Annotated in this window: 12 protein-coding genes; 10 read left to right on the top strand and 2 right to left on the bottom strand. The window is 73.7% G+C overall.

The genetic code is table 11. From position 1 onward, the window contains the following. Nucleotides 1-129: 129 nt before the first annotated feature. The gene (locus tag EF387_RS15570; protein ID WP_202918272.1) at nt 130-2,541 is read left to right on the top strand and encodes a SpoIIE family protein phosphatase; all 2,412 of its coding nucleotides are present in this window, start codon (nt 130-132) and stop codon (nt 2,539-2,541) included. On the opposite strand, the gene EF387_RS15565 is transcribed toward EF387_RS15570, so the two are convergent. Further along, nucleotides 2,484-3,281, bottom strand: a complete 798-nt coding sequence (locus tag EF387_RS15565; RefSeq protein WP_128377142.1) for a helix-turn-helix transcriptional regulator — start codon at nt 3,279-3,281, stop codon at nt 2,484-2,486. The genes EF387_RS15570 and EF387_RS15565 overlap by 58 nt on opposite strands. 735 nt (nt 3,282-4,016) lie before the next feature. Between EF387_RS15565 and EF387_RS15560 the strand changes: the two genes are divergently transcribed. From EF387_RS15560 to EF387_RS49430, 9 genes are all read left to right on the top strand, one after another. Beyond that, complete coding sequence (locus EF387_RS15560) at nt 4,017-6,470, top strand: SpoIIE family protein phosphatase (RefSeq protein ID WP_128377141.1); 2,454 nt, start codon at nt 4,017-4,019, stop codon at nt 6,468-6,470. A gap of 607 nt (nt 6,471-7,077) precedes the next feature. Continuing rightward, nucleotides 7,078-7,953: a DUF4132 domain-containing protein gene (locus EF387_RS15555; protein ID WP_128377140.1), complete on the top strand. Its 876-nt coding sequence runs from the start codon at nt 7,078-7,080 to the stop codon at nt 7,951-7,953. 14 nt (nt 7,954-7,967) lie between these two features. Then, on the top strand, nt 7,968-12,893 hold the full coding sequence (locus EF387_RS15550) for a DNA-binding protein (protein ID WP_202918271.1): 4,926 nt from the start codon (nt 7,968-7,970) through the stop codon (nt 12,891-12,893). 466 nt (nt 12,894-13,359) lie between these two features. Then, nucleotides 13,360-14,523: an ATP-binding protein gene (locus EF387_RS15545; protein WP_128377139.1), complete on the top strand. Its 1,164-nt coding sequence runs from the start codon at nt 13,360-13,362 to the stop codon at nt 14,521-14,523. An 8-nt stretch (nt 14,524-14,531) separates the two neighbouring features. Further along, nucleotides 14,532-18,170 (top strand): vWA domain-containing protein, encoded by a 3,639-nt coding sequence (locus EF387_RS15540; protein WP_128377311.1) that lies wholly within the window; start codon nt 14,532-14,534, stop codon nt 18,168-18,170. After that, nucleotides 18,167-20,236, top strand: coding sequence for an SWIM zinc finger family protein (locus EF387_RS15535; RefSeq protein ID WP_128377138.1), 2,070 nt, complete (start codon nt 18,167-18,169; stop codon nt 20,234-20,236). Before EF387_RS15540 ends, EF387_RS15535 begins: the two co-directional genes overlap by 4 nt. 160 nt (nt 20,237-20,396) lie before the next feature. Then, nucleotides 20,397-20,759, top strand: coding sequence for a DUF779 domain-containing protein (locus tag EF387_RS15530; RefSeq protein ID WP_238431534.1), 363 nt, complete (start codon nt 20,397-20,399; stop codon nt 20,757-20,759). 207 nt (nt 20,760-20,966) lie between these two features. Continuing rightward, nucleotides 20,967-22,136 carry a phosphodiester glycosidase family protein gene (locus tag EF387_RS15525; protein ID WP_420802575.1) on the top strand — a complete coding sequence of 390 codons (1,170 nt, stop codon included), beginning with the start codon at nt 20,967-20,969 and terminating at the stop codon, nt 22,134-22,136. Continuing rightward, on the top strand, nt 22,133-22,261 hold the full coding sequence (locus tag EF387_RS49430) for a hypothetical protein (RefSeq protein ID WP_274388944.1): 129 nt from the start codon (nt 22,133-22,135) through the stop codon (nt 22,259-22,261). The genes EF387_RS15525 and EF387_RS49430 overlap by 4 nt, the downstream gene beginning before the upstream one ends. Here the strand turns inward: EF387_RS49430 and EF387_RS15520 are convergent. After that, nucleotides 22,254-22,946: a hypothetical protein gene (locus EF387_RS15520; RefSeq protein WP_128377136.1), complete on the bottom strand. Its 693-nt coding sequence runs from the start codon at nt 22,944-22,946 to the stop codon at nt 22,254-22,256. The two genes, EF387_RS49430 and EF387_RS15520, sit on opposite strands and share 8 nt — an antisense overlap. Nucleotides 22,947-23,064: the final 118 nt, after the last annotated feature.

Genomic DNA, 23,064 nt, shown 5'->3' with positions numbered 1-23,064 from the left:
GAAGTCAGCACGGTGAGGAACCCGCCGTGCGAACCCGCAGTGCCGACACCACCCGGCACCAACACCAACACCGGCAAACCGACCCTACCGCGTCCCCGGACGTCCCAGCCGACGACGAACAGGCACACCGTGAGCGATGACCAGCAGCCGTCCGAGCCGGCCGGCGTGCGCCCGGTCGGCGAGCCGACTGAGCCGGCGGGCGTGCCCCCGTCGCCCGTGGGCAGGCTGGCCGCCACCGTGGAACGTCTGCGGCGGGAGGTGCGGGCGGCGCAGGCCGAGGCCGACGGCCGGGCGCTGATCGAGCTTGCCAAGGGCATCCTGGTCGAGCGGTTGAGGTGCGGGCCGGCCGGGGCGGCCCGGCAGCTGGCCGAGTTGGCCGAGCAGGCGGGTGTCACACAACTGGAGTTCGCCGTCGAGGTCATCAACCAGGCGTCACGTGACCGTGTTTCGGAGGTGACCACGGCCTTCCTGGCCGCCGCGGCCGGTTCCGCGGCGGCGGAGGACGGCTCCTCCGCGGTGCGGCTGCGGGCGGCCGAGAGCGGTGTGCTGGCCGCGGACGACACGCAGGCCGTCGCGGACTCCCTGCTGGAGCACGCGCTGACCCCGCTCGGTGCGGTGGCGGTGGCGATCTGGGCCGCGGGCACCGACGGTTCCCTGAGTCTCGCGGGCAGCGCCGGGTTCTCGTCGGCGGAGGCGGGACGCTGGCGCTATGTGCCTCCGGGTGTGGCGACCGTGGCGCGTTGCGGTCTCGCCGAGCGCGCCGGGCAATGGATCACGTCGCTGGCCGAGACCGGTCTGCCGTCCATCGGCCGGCACCACCATCCGGAGGGCGGTCGGGCCGCCCTTCCCGCCGGTACCGGTGGTCGTGTCCACGGGGTCCTGGAGATCGCCTGGCCGGCTCCGCTGCCGCCGCAGTCGCCGCAGATCGTCCGTCAGGTCGAGGCCCTGGCCGAGTTGTGCGCCCACACGCTCCAGACCCATGCGCCGGCGCACCCCGACGACGGGTTCCCCGGGTCGCTTGTCTCGCCGGACGCCGCGGAGTTGATGGATCTCGCCGACGGGCTGCACGATCCCGCGCTGGTGCTGGTTCCGCACCTCGACGCCGCAGGGGATCTCGTCGACTTCCGCATCCGGCACGTCAACAGCCGTTTCCTCGACCCCGCCGGCCGGCCGCGGGGTGTCGTGAGCGGTGCGCTGCTGCTGGAGGCCTACCCGATGGCCGCCGGGGAGAGCGAACTCTTCGACCGTATCGAGCGCGTCTACGCCACCGGCGAGCCCTTCCGCGCCCACCGTATGAGCCTGACGGCGCTGGTGGACGACGTCCCGCTGGCGGCGGTGGCCGACATAAACATCAGCCGGCACGGCAACAGCGTGCTGCTGATCTGGCGCGTGGAGGACGAGACGGCACGGCTGGCGAGCCTGCTGCAGCACGCCCAGCGCCTCGGCCGTATCGGCGGCTTCGAGGAGAACCTGCTGACCGGCGAGATCACCTGGAACGGCCAGCTGTTCAGCCTCTACGGGAAGCCGCAGTCGAGCGCCCCGGTGCCGCTGGAGGACCTGCCCGCCCACGCCCACCCGGACGACGCGGTCGCCATCGGCAGGTTCCTGCGCGCGCTGCTGAACCAACGCCGGCCCGCGTCCGTGGCCTTCCGGCTGCAGCGCCCCGACGGGGTGACCCGGCACATCCGGGTGGCGGCCGAGCCGGTACTCGACGCCGACAGCCGGCTGTTCGCGGTGCGCGGCGCCTACCAGGACATCTCGGCCCAGCACTGGACGGAGGTGGCGCTCGCCGCGACGCGTGACCAACTCGCCCACACCGAGCAGCAGGCGTCCGAACGCAACCGGCTGGCCCTGCAGTTGCAGCACGCCATCATGCCCCCGGCGCACGCCCCGCTGCGGGCCGAGGGCCTTCAGGTGGCCGTGCGCTACCGGCCCGCGGAGACCGAGCAGTTGGTGGGCGGCGACTGGTACGACGCGGTGCTCCTGCCGTCCGGCCTGGTGCTGTTGTGCGTGGGTGACGTGGCGGGACACGGCATCGAGGCGGCGACCAGCATGGTCGTCCTGCGCAACGCGCTGCGGGGGCTGGCCGTGACGGGCGCCGGGCCGGGTCAGTTGCTGTCCTGGCTCAACATGGTGGCGCACCATCTGACGGGCACGGTCACCGCCACCGCGGTGTGCGGACTGTACGAACCGGACAGCCACACACTGCGCTGGGCCCGGGCCGGTCATCTGCCGCCCGTCCTGGTGCGTGGCGCCGAGGCCGCGCCGTTGCCGCTGCTCAAGGGCCTGCTGCTGGGTGCGGTTCCGGAGGCGGTGTACGAGGAGCACGAGGTGCGTCTGGAGGCCGACGACACCTTGCTGATGTACACGGACGGCCTGGTCGAGCGTCGTGACCGTTCGGTGGAGGAGTCGCTCGCCCATCTGCTGACCGAGGCCCGTATGGTCTCGCCGACGCTGGACCAGCAGTTGGACCGTCTGCTCACCTACAGCAAGTCGGACACGGACGACGACACCTGCATCGTCGGCATCCGGGTGGGGTGAAGTCCGGTGCGGCGGCCCGGGGTGTGTCCGAAGGCGCGGCGGAAGACGTCGATGAAGGCGCTGGCGGACGACCAGCCGCACCGGTGCGCCACGGTGGTCACGGGTGTGCCCTCGGCGAGCAGGACCAGCGCGTGGTGGAGGCGTAGTTGGGTGCGCCACTGCGGGAAGGTCATGCCGACGTCGGCCTTGAACAGGCGGGAGAGGGTACGGTCGCTCGCCCCGACCTCCCTGCCCAGTTCGGCGAGGGTGCGGTTGTCGGCCGGGTCGGTGTGCAGGATGGCGCTGAGCGCCCTGAGTTGGGGGGCGGTGGGGGCGGGCAGGTGCAACGGTTGCTGCGGTGAGGCCCTCAACTGGTCGAGCAGGACGGCTCGCAGGCGGGCGCGTTCGGGGCTGTCGTCGTCGGGGGCGCGGGTGTAGGCGAGGATCAGCTCGCGCAGCAGGGGGGCGACGCTCAGCACGGTCGGTTCGGTCAGGTTCAGCGGGTTGTCGGCCGCGGGCAGGCCGACCAGGTGCAACTCGAGTTCGCCGTGGGCCTGGTGGGCGTGCACGGTCCCGGCCGGTACCCAGATGGCGCGGGTGGCGGGGGCGACCCAGGAGCCGGCGTCGGTGGTGACGGAGAGCACACCGCGGGCCGCGTAGACGATCTGGTGGTCGTGGTGGCGGTGGGCGTCGATCGCGGCCCCGGGCGCCAGCCACTGGCTTCGGGTCGGGGCCACCGGCTCATGGCGGGTTTTCGGCATTGTTCGGCAGTTTATTGGAGGGCCGACGGGGTGCTCGGCCGTGAGCATGACGGGTGTGCGAAGGAATCGAGGAAACCGAGAGAACCGGCATGACCGGCAGGGCCGGCAGGACGCGAGGAACGAGAAGGACGAAGGGAACAACGGGAAGGACCAGGGGAAAAGCAGGAAGGGTCGGGGGCTCGGTGGGTATGCCCACTGACCGTCCTCCGCCGCCGAGTTGGATTCGACGCGGACGACCGGCCGGAGTTGCCGCACCCCGTCACGAGCACGGCCACCCCCAGCGCGATCCGGACCTCCCGTACCAGCCACGGCGCAATCGGTCCGACCCCCGTTTCCCGGCGCCCGCCCCGGCCGAACAGGGCGCGCGTCACCGGCTTTTCGGCGAATGTAGCCCGGCTTCCGCCCTTGCGGCCCGGCCGTTTCCGGGGTCGATCGAACTCGGTCGAGGATTACCGATTCACGTCCTACCGCCGACCGGAAAACGCGTTTTCGACCGCCGGACAACACCGGTCGATCGCCGGACACCACCGTCCGTACCGCCGGGCACTACCTGGCCATACCGCCGGGAACCAACGGGCCATACCGCCGTTCTCCCGGCGTGAGCCCATCGCGCACCGTGGCCTCTCACTCGCACAGCGCGAGAACGAATCCACGACAGGAACATCTGCCACATATCTCGCATATGATCCTAGGAATCGTGCTCCCTGAGTGACCCGAGTGAGCGGGACGAGCGCCATGACGAGATCAGCACCCGCAGCCGGGGACGACGGCCATCCCGCCTGGTCGGAGGAGCTCGTCGACGAGGCGGCCACCGCCCGGGTCACCCTCGACCGGCACGGCATCGTGACCGGGTGGAACGAGGGAGCACGCCGACTGCTCGGACACCCGCCCCAGGACGTCGTCGGCCGGGCGGCCGCCGCGCTGCTCGCGGACGGGCCGCCCTCCGGTGCGCCGCGCCCCACGGCAGCCGCGCCGCGGTGGAACGGCACGGCGACGCTGCTGCACCGGGACGGCCACCCGCTCACGGTGAGCCTGCTGGCCCATCGGCTGGCACAGAACACGGACCACGCGCACTGGCTGCTGGTCACACCGGTGACCCGCCCCGCACCCGTCCTCGAGGACGAGTCGTTCGAGCAGTGGGCGTTCACCCAGTCCCCGTGGACCATGGCCCTCTACGACAGCGGCCTCAGGCTCCGGCGCGCGAACGCGGACATGGAACGCGTGATCGGCCTCACCGAGCAGGAGATGCGCGGGCTGCGCGCGTCGGAGATCGTCCACGCCCCGGAGAGCGAGCGCACGGAACAGGGCATGCGCCGCGCCCTGCAGACCGGCGAGCAGCAGCACCTGCAGGTCGCGCTGCGGCTGGCGGGCCACGAACGGGAGAGCGTGTGGACGGTGTCGCTCGCCCCCATTCGGGACTCCGGCGGCGCCCTGCGGGGCGTGCTGCTGTCGGCGCACGACATGACCGAGCAGCATCTGGCCCGGCAGCGGCTGGTCCTGCTGAACGACGCGAGCATCCGCATCGGCAGCACGCTCGATCTGGCCCGTACCGCGCAGGAACTGTCCGATGTGGCCGTCCCGCAACTCGCGGACTTCGTCACCGTGGATCTGCTGCCGTCCATCGAAGGCGGCGAGGATCCGCCGCGGGGCGCCCCGCGCAGCCCCGTGATGCTACGACGCGTCGCCTACCAGTCGGTCCTCCCGGGCTGCCCGGAGGTCGCGGTCGGGCGCGGCACGGTGACGGCCTACCCCGACGGCACACCCGCCGCCGTGTGCCTGGCCACCGGACGTCCCCTCGTCCACCAGGTGACCCCGTCCGCGCTTCAGGAACTGGAGCGCCATTCACCGGACCGTGCGCAACGCATGCGGCGGTTCGGCTTCCACTCGGTGATCGCCGTGCCGATGCGGGCCCGCGGCCTCACCCTGGGGGCCGCCACCTTCTCCCGGCACCGGCGCCCTGAGCCCTTCGAGCAGGACGATCTGCTGCTGGCCGAGGAGATCACCGCCAGGGCCGCCGTGTGCATCGACAACGCCCGCCGCTACTCCCGTGAGCGCTCCACCTCGCTCACGCTGCAGAGCAGTCTGCTGCCGCAGCGGCTCCCCGAGCAGGCCGCCGTCGAGGTCGCCTCCCGCTATCTGCCCGCGAGCACCCGGGCCGGGGTCGGCGGCGACTGGTACGACGTGATCCCGCTGTCCGGGGCCCGGGTGGCACTGGTGGTCGGTGACGTCGTCGGCCACGGTGTCCAGGCCTCGGCGACCATGGGGCGGCTGCGCACCGCGGTACGCACCCTGGCCGACGTCGATCTCCCGCCCGACGAACTGCTGACACACCTGGACGACCAGGTCGACCGGCTGGCGACCGAGGCCGAGGCCGTGGGCGACGCGGGGACCGGCAGCACGGTCGGCGCGGCCGGCGAGATCGGGGCCACGTGTATGTACGCCGTCTACGATCCGGTCTCCCGCCGCTGCACGCTGGCCCGCGCGGGCCATCCGGCGCCCGTGCTGGCCACCCCGGACGGCACCGTGGACTACCTCGACGTGCCGGCGGGTCCTCCGCTGGGACTGGGCGGCCTGCCCTTCGAGTCCACCGAGCTGGAGATCCCCGAGGGCAGCGTCCTCGCGCTGTACACGGACGGGCTCATCGAGGCCCGGGGCCATGACATCGACGAGGGCGCCGAGACCCTGCGTGAGGTGCTGCGGCGGACGAGCGCCTCACTGGAGGACACCTGCGACATGGTGCTGCGGTCGCTGCTCCCGGACCGTCCCACCGACGACGTGGCGCTGCTGCTGGCCCGCACCCGGGTACTGGACGCGTCGCACGTGGCGACCTGGGACGTGCCGCCCGACCCGGCCGAAGTGGCCGGGGCACGCCGGAACGCCTGTCGGCAACTGGCCGAATGGGGCCTGGAGGAAGCCGTGTTCATCACCGAGCTGGTCGTCAGCGAGCTGGTCACCAACGCCATCCGGCACGCCCGGCCACCCATCCAGCTACGGCTGATCCATGACCGCAGCCTCATCTGCGAGGTGTCGGACGGCAGCACCACCGCGCCGCACCTGCGCCGGGCCCGCACGTTCGACGAGGGCGGCCGCGGTCTCCTGCTGGTCGCCCAGCTGACGCAGGCCTGGGGTACCCGGCAGGGGCACAACGGCAAGACCATCTGGGCCGAACAGCCGCTGCCCACGGTCTGACAGCGGCTGCCCGCAGTCTGACGGCAACTTCATCCGCGGTCTCACGGCTGCTGCCCGCCGTCGGGCGGCCGCTGCCCGCAGTCTCACTGCCGCCGCCCGCGAGCCGACGGCTGCTGCCGCCGCCTGACAACTGCTGCCCGCGCAAGGCCGATGGGCGCGCGGAGGTGGACGCGGCCGTCCCGCCGACCCTGATCGGGGGAGGCCGATAAGGCATCAGGGACGGCGGGCACCAGGGAGTCGGCCTCAGAACTTCACGCGCGGCCGCACCTCCCATCGTTGTGCGCCCCCGTCCCGCCTTCAATGGGCTCGCGGTAAAGCTCCCGGCAGGGCTTCGCCATGAAACAGGCGGGTGCGCGCCACGGAAAGGGAAACCGACAGGCGACGTGCGTCCCGTACCGGGCCGGGACCGCTCCCGCAGAGTGCCGCGGCTACCGGCGGGTGGTGCGCGAGACGGGCATTGGCGGCAACCCGTACCGATTGTCAGTGGCCACCGCTAACGTTCCGTGCATCGTCGCACTGGGCCGGAATTGCCCCGGCCGAACTGTGCTGATTTCCGGTGCCCTTGTCGCGCGCCGGTTGTGCTCTTGATGCGGAAGGCGGGGTTCCGGTGGGCTGGCTGGCAGCGGGTGACGGGTACGAAGTCGCCCTGGTGGAGGGGCGGGTGGCGGCGAGGGCCACTGCGGGCCGGGCGGCTGGGCGGCAGTTGAAGTCGCTCCCCAAGGCGCTGCGGGACCATCCGGAGGTCGACCGGCTGCGCCGGCTCACCGAATGGCTGGACCGCCACGCGGCCGCCTGTGTCGCCCAGGTGGACACCTGGATGGTGTCGTCGCTGCCGGTGCCCACCGGGCTGCTGGCCCGGGTCTGGCCGGACGAGGCGTGGCAGTCGGCGCTGCGCGATCTGGCCGTGGTCGGTGACGACCCGGAGGAGGTGGGCTTCCTGCGGGGCGCCACCGACTCCGGTGAACTGCGGCTGGTGGACCTGGACGGCGAGACGGTCCGGCTGTCGCCCAGGACGGTGACGCTGCCGCACCCGGTGCTCCTGCCGGACCTGGAGGACCTGCGGGAGTTCGCGGCGGAGCTGGGGATCGTGCAGCGCGTCGAGCAGATTCACCGCGCCATATGGCGCAAGCCGGACTCCCCGGATGACATCGACGCCGGGGCGGGTGCGGTGCGGGAGTTCTCCGGGGGCAGGTTCCCCTCCCGCTTCACGCTCGCGGCCCGGGCCACCTCCCTCGGCTACCGGGTGTCGGGCGGCTACGCCACGGCCCGGGTACGCGACGGCGGGCACACGGTGGAGGCGTCGGTGTGGATCGGGGAGCCGTACTGGGACGAGGAGGTGGAGACCGGCAACCTCACCTGGCACGGACCGGACGGGCGTTCGCTGCCGCTGCGTGAGGTCGGCCCGGTGGCCTGGTCGGAGGGGATGCGGATGGCCGCCGCGCTGTATGCCGGACGCACGATCGAGGAGGGGAAGAGCGCGTGAGCGGGGGAACGGGCATGACGGACACGGAGATGGGCGCAGGCGAGGCGCGGGACCGGTACGAGGACCTGCTCAAGGCGGGGGCGGTCCTGCCGCCGGGCACCGAGGCCGCCGACGATCGGGCGGTGCCGCTGACGGCCCGTACGTACCGGCATCCGGGGCTGGACGACCGCGTGGTGGTGCGGCTGGTCGCCGGGGAGCTGGGCGCGGCGGAGGACCTGGCCGCCGGTTTCCTCGGCCTGGAGCCGGACGCGGAACCGGCCGAGGTCGGACTGGGGCTGCGGCAGTCGCTCGGCTTCCCCGAGTGGGTGCTGGTGCACCACCCGGAGGACGGACACCACGCGCTGGGCGTCGTACCCGAGTTGGAGCGCGCGGCCCGGCAGGCGAAGTCCAGGCCGAAGGCGGCGCTGGACGCCTACGGTGAGCTGGCCGCCCGGCTGGCCGCCGCCGTACCGCACTTCCTGCCGACCTTCTACGAGCAGGCCGGGCGCGTCTTCCTGGCGCACGAGAACGCGCAGTACGCGGCGCAGATGTTCACCCGGGCCCGCACGGCGGAGGCCGAGCACGGGCTGGCGGTGGACGAGGAGCGGCTGGACACCGTCTTCCTGGAGTTCGCGCTGGCCGGGGCGCTTCCCGTGAAGGTGCTCTCGGCGTACGCCAGGGAACTGGCCGCCCGGGTCCCGCCCCAGCAGGCACTCGACCGCTTCACCCGGCTGTGCCTGCGGCGCACCGGAGGCGGTCTGCCACCGTCCGCGCAGATGGCGAACGACCTGCGCAAGCTGGCCCGCGCCGCCGGTCAGGACGCGGATCTCGTCGAACAGGCCTGTCTCGGCGAACTGCTCGGCCTGCCGGCCACCCAGCGCGCGGCGGCGGGCTGGTGGAAGGGCAGCCGTGCCGCCCTGGTCGCCCTGGCCCGGCGCAATCCGCGGGTGCGCGGCACGCTGCTGAACCTCGTTCCGGGCTGCTCCGACGAGGAGATGCCGCAGCTGTGGCTGGAGATCCTCGAGGAGAGCGGGGCCACCGCGGGGCTCTGCGACGCGGCGCTGCCGGTTCAGGAGCGGCCGCAGGACGGCACGGCGGGCTGGCTGAAGCGGTTCCTGAACTTCCGGGAACGGGCGCGGTCCTGGAGCGCCACCCCGCGGCTGCCGGAGCTGTACCCGCTGGTGGAGCGGATGGCGGACGTACTGCGCGCCGAACTCACCGCGTCCGGTGGTGGGCTGGGGATCCTTCATGACGTCGATCTGCTCGACCAGTTGCTGTCCCTTCGGGTGCCGGTCGCCGATCCTTCCAAGGAGGCGTACCTGTGGCTCGAGGAGTGGGCGAAGGGCGACGGACAGCGTGAGCTGCTGGCCGTGGCGGCCGACGCCCGGTTCCGGCCGGCCTTCCTGCGCGGTGCCGATCGGTGCACCAACGACCAGGACGGGCTGCAGGCGATCCGCATGTTGAGCCGGTCGCCCGGTGGCCGCCCGATGCTGGCGGAGTGGATGCGCCAGGTCGCCCGGGAGTCGTCAGCCGCCGGCCTGCCGCAGCTGCCCGCCGCGCTGCACCGACTGCGGTGGCTGCCGGCCGAGGCCCTGGTCCTGGCCGAGGAGGAGGTGCGCGAGGCCGTCGGAACCGATCTGGCGCCGGTTCTGGCGCGCACCCTGCGGGCCGGCCTCTTCGATGAACTCGGCTGGCCCGCCTGGGAGGAAGCGGTCGAGCACCTCGTGCCGAAGAAGCGCGTCCAGGACCTGATCGTCGCCGACGCCTGGCCGCACCTGATCGTGGCGGGCGGCGCCCGGGCCCGGGTGATCGGCGCCGAGGGCACCGTGCTCACCCATGATCTGCGGATCCCCCGCAAGGACAGCTGGGGCGACCCCGGATTCCACTACGTCGACGGCGAACTGCTCGTCCACTGGAACACCCGGGACGACGGACTGCGCGGCTACTGGCACCACCGTGCCGACCACCCGCAGCAACTCGAGGGCCGGGGCACGCGCGGTACGCAGATGAACTGGTACGGCGGCCACATGGCGATCAGTCTGCCGCTGCCGGGCGGCGGGCGGGCCGCGGGCGGCGGGATCCTCCACCGCGGTGACACGACGCTGCCCGAGGAACGCTCGGTCATCACCGACGGCATCTCGTTCTGGTCCTGGACCTCGGTCAACTCCGACCAGGGCACCATCGGGTGGTACGAGTACGACCCGGCCACCGGCGAGCGCGGCCGCAAGGGCCTGCCCTCCTTCCTCTCCGACGCGCTGCGGGACGCCCCCGCGGGCAGCACCTTCCGGTCGGGCCGGCTACTGCCCGCGGCAGCCGGCGCCGGCCCCGCGTGCGCCCCGGTGAACGGCCTGACCGGCTGGCGCGTGGTGAAGCTGCCGGACGGCTCCCAGCGCGGCCAGGACCTGTCCGGACGCACCGTCACCGTGCCGGACGGCTCCGGGAACCCGGTCCTCGCCGTGGTGTTCCCAGGCGACGAACGACCCCGGGCGGTCGCCCACAACGGCTGGCGGCTCAACCTGGTCGACCCGGACGGTGTCGTGACCTCCGAGGTCCACACGGACCGGTCACCCGGTGTCTTCGCGGAGGGCTCCCTGCTGCTGCCGCCGGTGCAGTACTGGGAGTGCCTGCGGCCCCGTGATCCGCAGGGCTCCGAGGCGCTGCGCCGGATCGACCGGGACACGGCCGCGGCACTGCTGAAGGCCGCCGCGTCGGAGACCGCCGGGGACAGGGCGGAACTGCCCACCACGATCCGTACGCTCCTGCCGGTCACCGACGACCGGCTGGCCGCGGGTATCGCCGGAGCGGTGCGCCACGCCGCAGCCCAGCAGGCCGTCCTGGACGCGGCCGCGGACCGCCTCGACCGGGCGCTGACCGGCGGCCTGGAGGACGAGGGACCGGTCGGCCCCTCGGACGGACTGCTGCACGACGCGCTCGGCGGACTCGGCACCTCCAGCGGCTACTGGTGGAGCCGTCCCGGGGACGCGGAGCACACCACCTTCCGCGGACTGCGCGTGTTCGGCCGGGCGGCACGGCGGGCGGCCGGGCCCGTACCGGAGGGACCGGCCGTGCGCCTCCACTTCGACGGGCCGGAGGTGCCCACCGGTCCGGTGAGCCTGGAGACCCTGCTCGACCACGGCACGGCCCTGGCGGTGCGGGCCGCGTCGGCCACCACCGCACCGGAGCACCGGGCGGCCCTGACGGAACTCCTCCGCGAACTCGACTCGCTGGGGGTCGCGTCCGGGCGCCTGCGCAAGACGCGGCTGCACCTCGACGCCGCTCATGTTCTTACGCCCGCGGACGAATGGCGCGACGGCAACGCGCGCGGGGTGGTGCCGCTGGGCGGCGGCGCCTGCCTCGCGGTCGTGGACCACGAGTCGGCGAGCCGGAAGAAGGGCTGTCTGTTCACCGCGTACGTCCATGACCCCGCGGGCGGGTTCGAGGTTCCGGCGCCCTACACGGTGCGTTCCTCGTCCGCGGTCGGCGAGGACCGCGAGGCGGGCTGGCTGACGGCGTTCCTCACCGAGCTGACCGAGCGCGGCGCCGCCGGATGGTTCCCGGAGGCGGCCGAGGAGTTCGCCCGGCTCACCGGTGTCACGCCGACGATGGCACGGCTGGTGGTGGCCGGGCTGCCACAGGTGGACACGTACCAGAGGTCGTTCCTGTCGGCCGAGGCGCGGACCACTCTCGGGGTGAAGGTGGCCGAAGCCGCCGTCGCCAAGGACGAGTTGAGCGGGCTGGACGCGGACGTCCGGCGGGCCGTCGTGGCCGCCCTGCTGCCCGCCGACCCCGCCCGGCTGTGGACGGACGGTCCGGACGTGGCGGCCGCGGCCGAGATCTGGAACAGCAGGGTGGGCCGGCGTACGGCAGTCCCCGAGGCGCTGCTCTCCGAGGCCAAGCGTGCGCTGCGGCCCGCGCACTGGGACGTGGGCCGGGCGCTGCCCGCGCTGCTGGACCCGCCCGCCGCGCCCGAGTTGAGCCGTGACCTCGAGTGGAAGGTCAAGGGGGACCGGGTCCAGCCCGTCGGCAAGGACACCCAGGGGTTCACCGCGGACACCCTGACCGGTTCGGTCGCGCTGCTCGCCTGGCTCGCCCACCGGCTGCCCGTCGGCGACCCGGTCCGATCCGTGCTGCCCGGCGCGCTGGCGGCGGTGCGGGACCGGCTCGCCCATCCCGGGCTGATGCTCGACCTCGGCCGCTACGTCAGCCTCCCCCAGTTCCGCAAGGCGGCGGGCACGCCCACCGAGGTCGGCAAGGGCTTCGAGCGGTACGGCGCGGTGGTCCTCGCCACCCACGACGACCAGCCGGCACCGGGCATCCGGACCGCGTTGCTGGACGCCGCGGGCCAGGACCCGTATCTGCCGGTGCTGCGGCTGGACGACCAGCGGCCGTTCCCCGCCGAGGTGGCGCTGCGGACCGCCCGTGACCCGCGGTTCGCGGCCCTGCTGGCGGAACCGGGCGAACCGGTGGCGGGCGAGCGGGGCAAGGACGGCACCTGGTGGCCGCAGGACCCGAGCCGTTCGGTGCCCGGGCTGGTGACCGAGGCGGCCGAGGCGTACGGCATCGGCGAGGACGCCGCCACGCTGTATCTGACCCTGCTCGCGATGCCCGACCCCACCGACCGCAACACGGCCCGGTGGACCGGGTGGCGGCCTGCCCGGCTCAAGGCGGCCCGGGCCGAACTGGCCGCCACGGACCTGGTGGTGCAGGCGGACCGGGCCCGGGCGGGACGGTCGCTGTTCCTGCCGGGCGGCTGGACGGTCCTGAGTTCCCCGCGTCTGCCGCTGGAGCAGTGGAAGCTGCCGCTGTACGACCTGACCAGCGGCGAACACGCCCTGCTGGGCGTGGTCGTGCCGGGCGAGCCGGCCGCCGAGCTCTACCGCAGGACCTGGCAGCGGATCGAGGACGGCGACGCTCCGCGCTTCGAGGAGCTGAAGCTCAGGCGGGGGCGGCGGCGCCGCTGAAACGGCCGGTGGCGACGCCGCCGCTGCTCCGGAGAGGACGGCGGCGCCGCTGACCGGCGCAGGCACCGCGGGGGCGCGGTGCCTCGCCGCTCCCTGCCGCAGAACGCACGGCAGCCGCCGACCCCGCCGGATTCGTGCCCCGCACGAACCCGGAACCCGGATCCCGGACCAACCCGAACCCTGAACCCCCGGACGGCCCCGGAAGCCTTCCCCCAGACGAACCCGGAGCCCGTACCAACGCGGAACCCGGACCCCAGCAGATCCGGACCCCGAACCCCCCGTACCAACCCGGAACCCTGAACCCGAACCCCGGCAGACCCCGGACCCCAGCAGATCCGGACCCCGAACCCCCCGTACCAACCCGGAACCCGGAACCCGAACCCCGGCAGACCCCGGACCGAAGTACCGCGGTCCCGCACAAGATGCCTGACAGCACGCGACACGACACGTACGACCAAGGACGACCATGACCTCGACCGAAACGGTCCCCACCACGCTTCCGCCCCGGCAGACACTGCCCGCCGAGGAGCGCCACGCCACCGAACTCGCCTTCCTCGCCGCCCACGACGACGGCCCGCGCCCGCCGGGGTGGGCGCTGACCCCGCGTGCGGTGGTGACCTTCGTCTGCGGCAGCGGCGGCGAGGCCCTCACCCTTCCCAAGCCGCACGAGTCGCTGCCCGACCGGCTGACGATCGCCCCGAAGTTCGTCGGCGAACGCGCCCTCGTGGAGCGCTGTGTGGTCACCCTCGCCGGGGAGCGCGGTCTGCTGCTGGTCGGTGAGCCCGGCACCGCCAAGTCCATGCTGTCCGAACTGCTGGCGGCAGCCGTGTGCGGCACCAGCGCCCTGACCGTGCAGGGCACCGCCGGCACCACGGAGGACGCCTTCCGGTACGGCTGGAACTACGCCCTGCTGCTCGCCCAGGGCCCGACCCGGCAGGCGCTGGTGGACTCGCCGGTGCTCAGTGCCATGCGCACCGGACGGGTGGCCCGTGTCGAGGAGATCACCCGCTGTCTGCCCGAGGTGCAGGACGCACTGGTGTCGATCCTGTCCGACCGGCGGGTGAGCGTGCCCGAGCTGTCCGGCACGGACGACGCGCAGGTCGCGGCCGCGGCCGGGTTCACCGTCATCGCCACCGCGAACCTGCGGGACCGGGGCGTGTCCGAGATGTCGGCCGCGCTGAAGCGCCGGTTCAACTTCGAGACGGTGCAGCCGATCGCGGACGCCGACGCGGAGACCGCGCTCGTGCGCGGCCAGGCCACCGCCGCGGTGCAGCGGGCGGGCGCCGCCTTCGGGGTGGACGACGCCGTGCTCGACGTGCTGGTCACCGTCTTCCGCGATCTGCGCACCGGGCGGTCGGCCGAGGGCTGGGACGTGGAGCGGCCGGGCACGGTGATGTCCACCGCCGAGGCGGTGCAGGTCGCCACGTCCCTCGGGGTGTCCGCGGCCTACCTCCCCGGCGGCGACACCCTCGACCTGGTGCCCGGTCATCTCCTCGGAGTGGTCCGCAAGGACGACCCGTCCGACCACGCCCGGCTGCTCGGCTACTGGGACGGCCCGGTGCGCCGCCGGGCGGAGGACGGCTCGGCGATGTGGCGCCGCCTGTGGGACCTGCGGGAGAACCTTCGGTGACGCGGGCCATGCACCTGGAACCGCGGGCGGCGCTGGCCGGTCTCGCCGGCTCGGTACGGCCGTACCTGCTCGGCGTACGCCACCACAGCCCGGCACTGGCCGCGGTCGTGCCCTCCCTGCTGGACGCCTCCGGCGCCGAGGCCGTCTGCGTGGAGCTGCCCGCCGACTTCCAGTCCTGGCTGCCCCATCTGGCCGACCCCGGCACCCTCGCGCCGGTGGCCGTGGCCGGGGCCCGGGAGGACGGACGGCTCGGTTTCTATCCCTTCGCCGACTTCTCCCCCGAGCTGGCCGCCCTCCGGTGGGCCCGGGAACGCGGCGTCGAGGTCGTGGCCTGCGACCTTCCGCTGTCGGATGCCGGCTGGAACGCGGAGGCGGTCACCTCGGCGGAGGGTTCCGCGCCGGAACGGGCGAGCGGGCCGGGGCCCGTCTTCGCCGACGCCCTCAGCGCCGCCGGCACCGGCCGCGACGGTGACGACCTGTGGGACCGCGCGGTCGAGGTCCTCGCTCCCGGCTGCGCACCCGACGCGGTCCGCCGGGCGGCCCTCGGCGTCGGCTGGGCCCTGCGCCGCGACGCGGAGTCGTCGGGCGGGGTGCCGCCGGTGGACCTGGCCCGGGAGGCGTACATGCGGACGGCGATCGCCCGCGCCGCGGCCGGGGGGCGCCCGGTCGCGGCGGTGGTCGGGGCGTTCCACGCTCCGGCGCTGGTGGATGCGGGCGCGGAGGCACCGACGTCCGCGGAACCGTCGCCCGCCACCGGGCAGGCCGGGGAGTCCGTCGTCACGTCCCTCGTCCCTTACGCCTTCGACCTGCTGGACTCCCGTTCCGGCTACCCCGCGGGCATCCGTGACCCACGGTGGCAGCAAGCAGTCTTCGCCTCCGGCGGCGATCCGGAGCGCGTCCGTGACGCCGCCGCCCGGGCGATCACCGACGTGTGCCGTCAGTTGCGTACGGCGGGGCACACGGCCGGTACCGGTGAGGCCGCCGAAACCCTGCGCATGGCCGGGGATCTGGCCCGGCTCCGGGGGCTTCCGGCGCCCGGGCGCGGCGAGTTGCTCGAGGCCCTGACGACGGTGCTGGGACAGGGGGAACCGCTCGGCCGCGGCCGAGCCCTCGCACGGGCGCTGGAGGTGGTCCTGGTCGGCGCCGAGCGCGGCCGGGTCGCGCCCGGCACCCCGCGCTCGGGCCTCGGCCCCTCCGTGGAGGCGGAACTCGGCGAGCTGCGGTTGCCCGGCCCCGACGCCCCGGAGCCGCGTGAGCTCCGTCTGGACCCGCTGCGCTCCGCGCTCGACGGCCGCCGCGAGATCCTGCTGCAGCGCCTCGCGGTGTGCGGTGCCGGGTACGGCGAGGCCGTCGAGGTGACCGGCACGGGCGACGGAACCGCGCTCACCACCCGCTGGCGGCTGGCCTGGACCCCGGCCGTCCCCGCACGGCTCGACCTGGCCGGAGTACGGGGTGTCACCCTCGCCCTGGCCGCGGCGGGCACGCTCCGCGAGACCTTCCGGCGGGAGACCGCCGACGGTGGCGCGACCTGCGCCCAGATCATCACCGCCCTGCGCGACGCCGCCCGCTGCGACCTGCCCGGCCTGGTCGCCGACCGGCTGGCCGACGCGCGTGCCGTCCTTCCCACGGCCGCCACGCTCGCCGAACTCCTCGAAGGACTGGACGTGTTGGAGGCACTGCGGCGGGGGCATCTGCCCGGAACCACGCCCGGCAGCAGGAAGGAGGCCGTCGAACTCACCGAGGCCCTCCTCGAAGCGGCGGTACGCGCCCTGCCCGGTCTGGCGGGCAGCGACGAGCCGGCGGACGCCACCGCGCTGATCGCCCTGTCCGCCCGGGCCGGTGAACACCGCCTCGGGCTGCGCGTGGACGATGCCCTGGGCACGCTCGCGCGTACCGGCTCGCCGCTCATCCAGGGCGCGGCGCTGGCCGCCCGGGTACTGCTCGACCTCGACGGCCCCGACGAGCTGGGTGCCCGCGCCGCCGGCTGGATCGACACCGCCACCACCCCGGAGGGGCGCCATCGGCTGGCCCGGCTGCTGACGGGTCTGCTCGGCGCGGCGGCCCCGTTGCTGCAGTCGTCCCCGGCCGCCGTCGTGCCGTTGCTGGACCGGATCGACGGGCTCACCGACCAGGGCTTCCTGGACCGGCTGCCCGCACTGCGCGGCGGGTTCGACACGCTGACACCCGCCGGACGCGACCGGCTCCTGGCCACCGTCACCGAACGTCTCGGCGACCGGCTCGATCTGTCCCTCACCGCCCCGCCCCATCTGCTCGCCCTCTGGACGGAGGCGGACGCGGCGGGAGTGGGGGCGTTGCGGGCGCTGCGGCTGCCGTCCCCGGCGGCGGAGGCCGACGCCTCCGCGTCCGAAGCCCCGGCGCCCGCCACGCCCACGCCGGCCCGGGCGGTGACCTCCCCGCCCTCCGCCACCGAGGCAGCTCTGCGTCTCTCCCCGACCGAGACATCCCTCCGTCCCTCCGCCGCCGAGACAGCCCCCTGTCTCTCCCCCGCCGAGGCGCCCCGTCGTCTGTCGCCCGCCGACCGGTGGCGTCTCCTCCTCGGCCGCCAGACCGAGCGCCTGCCTTCCGGAGCCCGCCGCTACGCGCACGCACTCGACGAGCTGTACGGCTCGGGCCGCGGCGAGGGCTCCGCGGACTTCGGGCAGGACTGCGGCCAGGGCCGGGGCGGCGGTCAGGAAGCCCCGTTCCCCACCGCCCGCGAATGGGCCGCGGAGCTCGACGCGCTGTTCGGGACGGAGGTCCGCGAGGAGGTGCTGGCGCGGGCCGCCGGCCTCGGGCGCGGTGACGTCCTCGCGGAGCTCGACCCCGACACCGTGCGCCCGTCGGTGGAACTGCTGACGTCCGTGCTGTCCCTCGCGGGTGGCATGCCCGAGCAGCAGCTGGCCCGGCTGCGTCCGCTCGTCCGCCGTCTGGTCGACGAGCTCTCCCGCGAACTCGCCACCCGTCTTCGGCCCGCCCTGACCGGGCTGGCCACTCCGCGGCCGACCCACCGCCCGGGCGGCCACCTCGATCTGCCCCGTACGCTGCGGGCCAATCTCGCGCACACCCGCAGGCTCGACGACGGCCGGACCGTCGTCGTCCCGGAACGGCCCGTGTTCACCACCCGTTCGCGCCGGGAGGCGGACTGGCGGCTGATCCTGGTGGTGGACGTGTCGGGCTCGATGGAGGCGTCGGTCATCTGGTCCGCCCTCACCGCCGCCGTACTGGGTGGCGTCCCGACGCTCTCCACCCACTTCCTCGCCTTCTCCACCGGCGTGATCGACCTGACGGACCGGGTGGACGACCCTCTGTCGCTGCTGCTGGAGGTGCGGGTCGGCGGGGGCACGCACATAGCCGCCGGACTCGCCCACGCCCGCTCTCTGGTGACGGTTCCCAGCCGCACTCTCGTGGTGGTGGTCAGCGACTTCGAGGAGGGTTACCCGCTCGGCGGGCTCCTCGGCGAGGTACGCGCCCTCGCGAGTTGCGGTGTGCACCTGATGGGCTGCGCCGCCCTGGACGACACGGGCACCCCGCGCTACTCGGTGCCCGTCGCACGGCAGTTGGTCGCCGCCGGCATGCCCGTCGCCGCCCTCAGTCCCCTCGCCCTCGCCCGCTGGGTGGGCGAACGCCTCCGCGGAGAAGCCCGATGAACCCGGAACTGCCCCCCGTGGCCCCCGACGTGGTGGCCGCGGCCGTGGAGGAACTGACCTCACGGCTGCGCAGGAAGCTCGACGCGGCGATCGAGCGGCACGCCGCCGCGCCCGTCGTCAGGGACGGCGACATCGTCCGTGTGGGCTGCGGCGCGGACGCCGAGGTGACCTTGGCCCCGGGGCCCTCGGGTGTGCTCACCGATGGCGGGCAGGCCGTGTGCAGTTGTCTGCTCGCCCCGCGCTGTCTGCACCGCGCGGCCGTTCTCGGCGCCTGCCCGGTCGCCGACCCGGACACCGCTGACGAACCGGCCGACACCACCACCGACGCACAGGCCGACACCAGCACCGACGTACCGGCCTCCGCGGCAATCACCTCCCAGGCGGCCGCACCACACACGACCGATCCACACACGACCGACCCACCGACGACCGGGGCGCCGGCTTCTGAGCCACCGGCGACCGGCCCGCGGGCAGCCGCCCCCGAAACGGTCCAGGAGACCGACGGCTCCCGCGCGACGGGCCCCACCCGGTCCCAGGTGAGGGCGGCGGCCGCCCTGTGGGCCGCCGCCGCGGCCGTTCTCGCCGCCGGGGTGCCCGCCGCGGGCGCGGTACCCCAGGCGGAGTTGCTGCGGGCCGCTCACACGGCCCGGCTCGCCGGACTGCACCGCGCCGAGGCCGCGGCGCTGCGCGTGGTCCGTGGTCTGCGCGGCGCCCGCGAACGCCACGACGGCCACCGCCTCGCCGATCTCGTCGCGAACCTACGAGAACTCCTGCTCACCACGGGGCTCTTGGCGGCGGCCGACCCCGACCCCGCCCTCCTCGGCACCGCCCGCCGGGGCTACCGGCCCGGTGGCGGTCTGCGCGTGTACGGCGTCTGCCGGGAGCCGGTGATCGCCGCAACCGGCTACGGCGGTGTGGTCACCCACGTGGTGACCGACGACGGCCACTGGTACTCCGTGGCCGACGTCAAACCCGGTGGCCCGGCCCGGGCCCGGGGCGCCGCCACGGCCCCCGTCGCCATCGGGGCCGCCGCACTGGACCACGCCCAACTCGCTCGCGGCGGTCTGCTGATTGCCGGTGCCACGGTCTCCCCCGACGGCCGCCTTGGAGCCGGGAAGGGAGTCCGTGCCACCCCCGTCGCCGGACTGGCCTGGACCTCGGGCCCGCTCTCCGCCCTCTTCGCCCGGCCGCTCGCCGACGTCGTCGCGGAGCGGCTGTCCACGACCCCGGGCGCCGACCCGGAGGGCGCGGACCAGGCGGCCCGCGAGCTGATCGGCTGCGACCTGATTCTCGTCGGCGCCGCGGGGGACCACCTGCTGGCCCGCGAACTGGCCTCCGCCGGTCAGCTCCCTGACGCGGAGGGCCCGTTGATCCGGCTGGTCCCGGCCAACGCCCATCCCGATCTCGCCCACACCGCCAACTTCCTTCAGCTGGCGTCCCGTCCGGGTCTCCGGCTCCGCGTGATCGGCCGCCTCGCTCCGGACCGGGCCGCCACCCTGCACCCCCTCGCGGTGGGGCCCGTACCGGACACCGAGGCCACACTGCGGCTGCCCGCCGACTGGCTCGGCCGTGCGGACCTGGGCTACGACCGCCTCCAGGGTTCGCAGTTCCCGCCTCCTGAGGCACTGCTTCCCGTGGAGACCCCGGTGGTGGCACCCGTGTCAGCCGCCGCGACGGTACCCGCGGCGGGCCTCTCATCCACGGCCGGCGCGTCCGATCCCCTCGCCGACGCTCCGTTGTGGCGGGTGCGCCGTCTCGTCGAACTCGCCGTCTCCGGAGGCCGGCGGGCGATCGCCGAGACCTCGCGCGGCGGGGACGTCCGTGCGACGGGGGCCGTCCTGCGCGGCAACGGTTTCCGCACCGCCGCGGACCTGGCCGTCACGCTGACCACAGAGGCAGACCGCCGCACCCGCGACGTCTTCGGCCGGCTGAGCGATGCCGATCCCGACCGGTACGCGCGGGCGTGGCTCGCCACCGCGGTCTTCCTTGCGGGCGCGGAACGGTCGTTGGTCCGGGCCACTTGGCGCGCTCGGGAGTCCCCGGCGCAGGAGTGGCAGGCCTCGTGAAGGAGCAGGAGCACGAGGTCCCCGGCGCCGACCGCGCCCCTCGTCGGACGGTGCCGCCCCCCTCGGACGGTGCCGCCCCCCTCGCAACACCCCTCGCAACCCCCTTGCAACGTCGTGGCCGGTTCAATGGGGGCACCCGGCGCTCCGAGGAGTGATGCATGTGAACGCCACGTCCCCCCGTGTGGAGTTGACGCCCGACGCCGCCGATCTGGTGCGGCGATTGCGGGAGGCGCACGGACCGTTGATGTTCCACCAGTCCGGCGGCTGCTGCGACGGGAGTGCGCCGATGTGCTATCCGGCGGGCGAGTTCCGTACCGGCGACTCGGACGTGCTGCTGGCCGAACTCGAGGTGGACGGGGTTGCCGAACCGGTGACGTTCTGGATGTCGAAGAGCCAGTTCGATGTGTGGAGTCACACCAGGCTGATCGTCGACGTCGTGGCGGGGCGCGGCAGCGGCTTCTCCCTGGAAGCACCCGAAGGAGTGCGTTTCCTCATCCGTTCGCGTCTGGTTGACGCGCAGTAGCCGTTCTTCTCACCGTCCTCTGGTGAACTCCCCCTGTGCACTGGGACAGTTGGAGAAACCATTGGGGGGACAGTGACGCTTCGTAGCGAGCGGCTCGGAACCAAACGGATCGGAACGCCCGGCGAACGAGGTAGACGAAGAACGCGCGGAAACAGCGGTACGCGCAGAACACCCGGGACGGTTCTGTCTGTTGTCGCGGCGTGCGGTGTGCTGGCCGGTGCGGCCCTGTTGGGGGCGGCACCGGCCGCTGCTGTGTCCGGGGCACGGATCGCTCCCGGTGTTACGTACACACAGTTCGACATCCAGGCGGCGAAGGGGGTGGCCCACGCACATGTGCTCACCGTCGACCTGCGCAATCCGCGGGTGCGCGTGGACCTCCTGTACCCGGGCGCGGTCGCGTCGCGGGACCGGGTCTCCCGGCTGGCCGACGCGCGCGGCGCGGTGGCGGGCGTCAACGGCGACTTCTTCAACATCACCGAGGCCCAGCACCCGGGTGTTGCGGCGACCAACGCGCCCGTCGGTCCGACGATCGCGAGGGGACGGCAGTTGAAGGCGGCGGTGCCGAACGGCCAGCGCTTCGGCCCCGCCCTGCCGCCGGGCACCACCACCCAGGACGTGCTCGGCATGGGCGCCGACCGCACGTTCCGTCTGGACGGCCTCGGTCTTGACGGCTCGGTCCTCACGGACGACGGGAAGCTGCCGCTCGGCGGCCTCAACCAGTACGCGCTGCCCGTCGGCTCCATCGGCGCGTACACCCCGGACTGGGGCAGCGTGTCGCGGGTCCGCGCCACCTGCGGCACCGACACCGACCGTGCCGCGGCGTGCAGTTCGGACACCTACGAGGTGACGGTCAGGAAGGGCCGGGTTGTGAAGGTGGCCGACCGGCCCGGCGGCGGACCGATCGCGTCGGGCACCACCGTGCTGGTCGGCCGGGAGGCGGGCGCCCAGCAGCTGCGGCGGCTGTCGAAGGGTGAGTCGGTGCGGGTGCGCAAGCGGCTGGTGGCGGCGAAGTCCCGGATCCCGTACTGGTTCACGGTGGGGGGCTATCCGGTGCTGCGCGGCGGGCAGGCGCTGCCCGGCCTGGACGACCGGACCTCGGCCGTCAGGACGGCGGCCGGCTTCACGGACCGGGGCCGCCGGCTGGTCCTGCTCGCGCTGGACGGAGCGCCCGAGTACCGCAGTGGACTCACCATCGCGGAAGTGGCCACCACCATGCGCCGGTTGGGCTCCACGCACGCGTTCAGCCTGGACGGCGGCGGGTCCAGCACCCTGGTCGCCCGGAAACCGGGGGCGAGCACCGTCTCGGTACGCAACCACCCCAGCGACGGCACCGAGCGCCCCGTCGCCAACGGCATCGGGGTGTTCTACCGACGGTGACCCGAGCCGAGGCACCCGGCCGGGGTTCGGCCCGGGCCCTCGGCATCTTCGCCACGCGCACGGCGGCCCTGACCGCCGCGGCCCTGGCTGCCTCCGTCCACCAGGACCTGAAGACGGTTACGTGATGGGGCCGGCGTGGTTCCAGGTCGTCGTGCCGAAGATCTGCGGGTCTTCGATGCTGATGTTCAGATTGCTGATTTCCAGCCGGGTCTGGGTCGGGGTCATGCCCTCGGGGCAGTTCACCTCGACGATGTCCCAGAAGTTGACGTACCAGTTGCGGGTGAGCTTCTGGGCCGGGTTCTGCCGGGACGAGTAGATCATCTGCGACACGCTTCCTTCGGGGTACACCCACGACAGCCGCCGCTGGGTCTCGTTCACGACGAAGGAGGTGGACTCGTCGAAGCTGCCGTCGGGCCGCTGGCAGCCGAAGGTGCGAGAGGTGTCGGCGTGTGCCGCGAACTCCCCGGCGCCGTTCAGCCCCGCCAGATACCCGGGCTGGTTGCGCACATTGTTCAGAGTGATGCCGAGCCGGAAGCCGCCGCAGCCGTACGAGCCCCGGAAGTCGCGGAAGTACAGCTGGCAGGAGGTCGGCTCCCAATACGGAGCGTGTTGGTCCGGGGTGTACGGCTGGGGCACGACGGCGTCGTGGAAGTCGACGGTCACCGAGACCCCGCCCTCGGTGGGCGCCGGGATCTCGACGATGCTGTCGGCGTGCGCGGCGCCCGGTCCGGTCATGGCCAGTGCGGCGCCCGCGGTCAGCGCGACGGCGAGCCGCGCGAAAAACCTGTGCAGTCCCTGCGTCTTGCGCATGGTGATTTCTGTCCCCCTGTGATGGTTGTTCGTGGTCAACCGAACAAGTACCTGGGCAAGTTAGCGTCGTCGCACAGCGGCACACCAGACGATCAGACCAATCCCCACAACCGGAGTA

This window comes from Streptomyces cavernae, assembly GCF_004023625.1.
In the GTDB taxonomy this organism is placed as follows: domain Bacteria; phylum Actinomycetota; class Actinomycetes; order Streptomycetales; family Streptomycetaceae; genus Streptomyces; species Streptomyces cavernae.
Note: the sequence above shows the minus strand (reverse complement) of the source record. Positions and strands in the feature narration are given on the sequence as shown.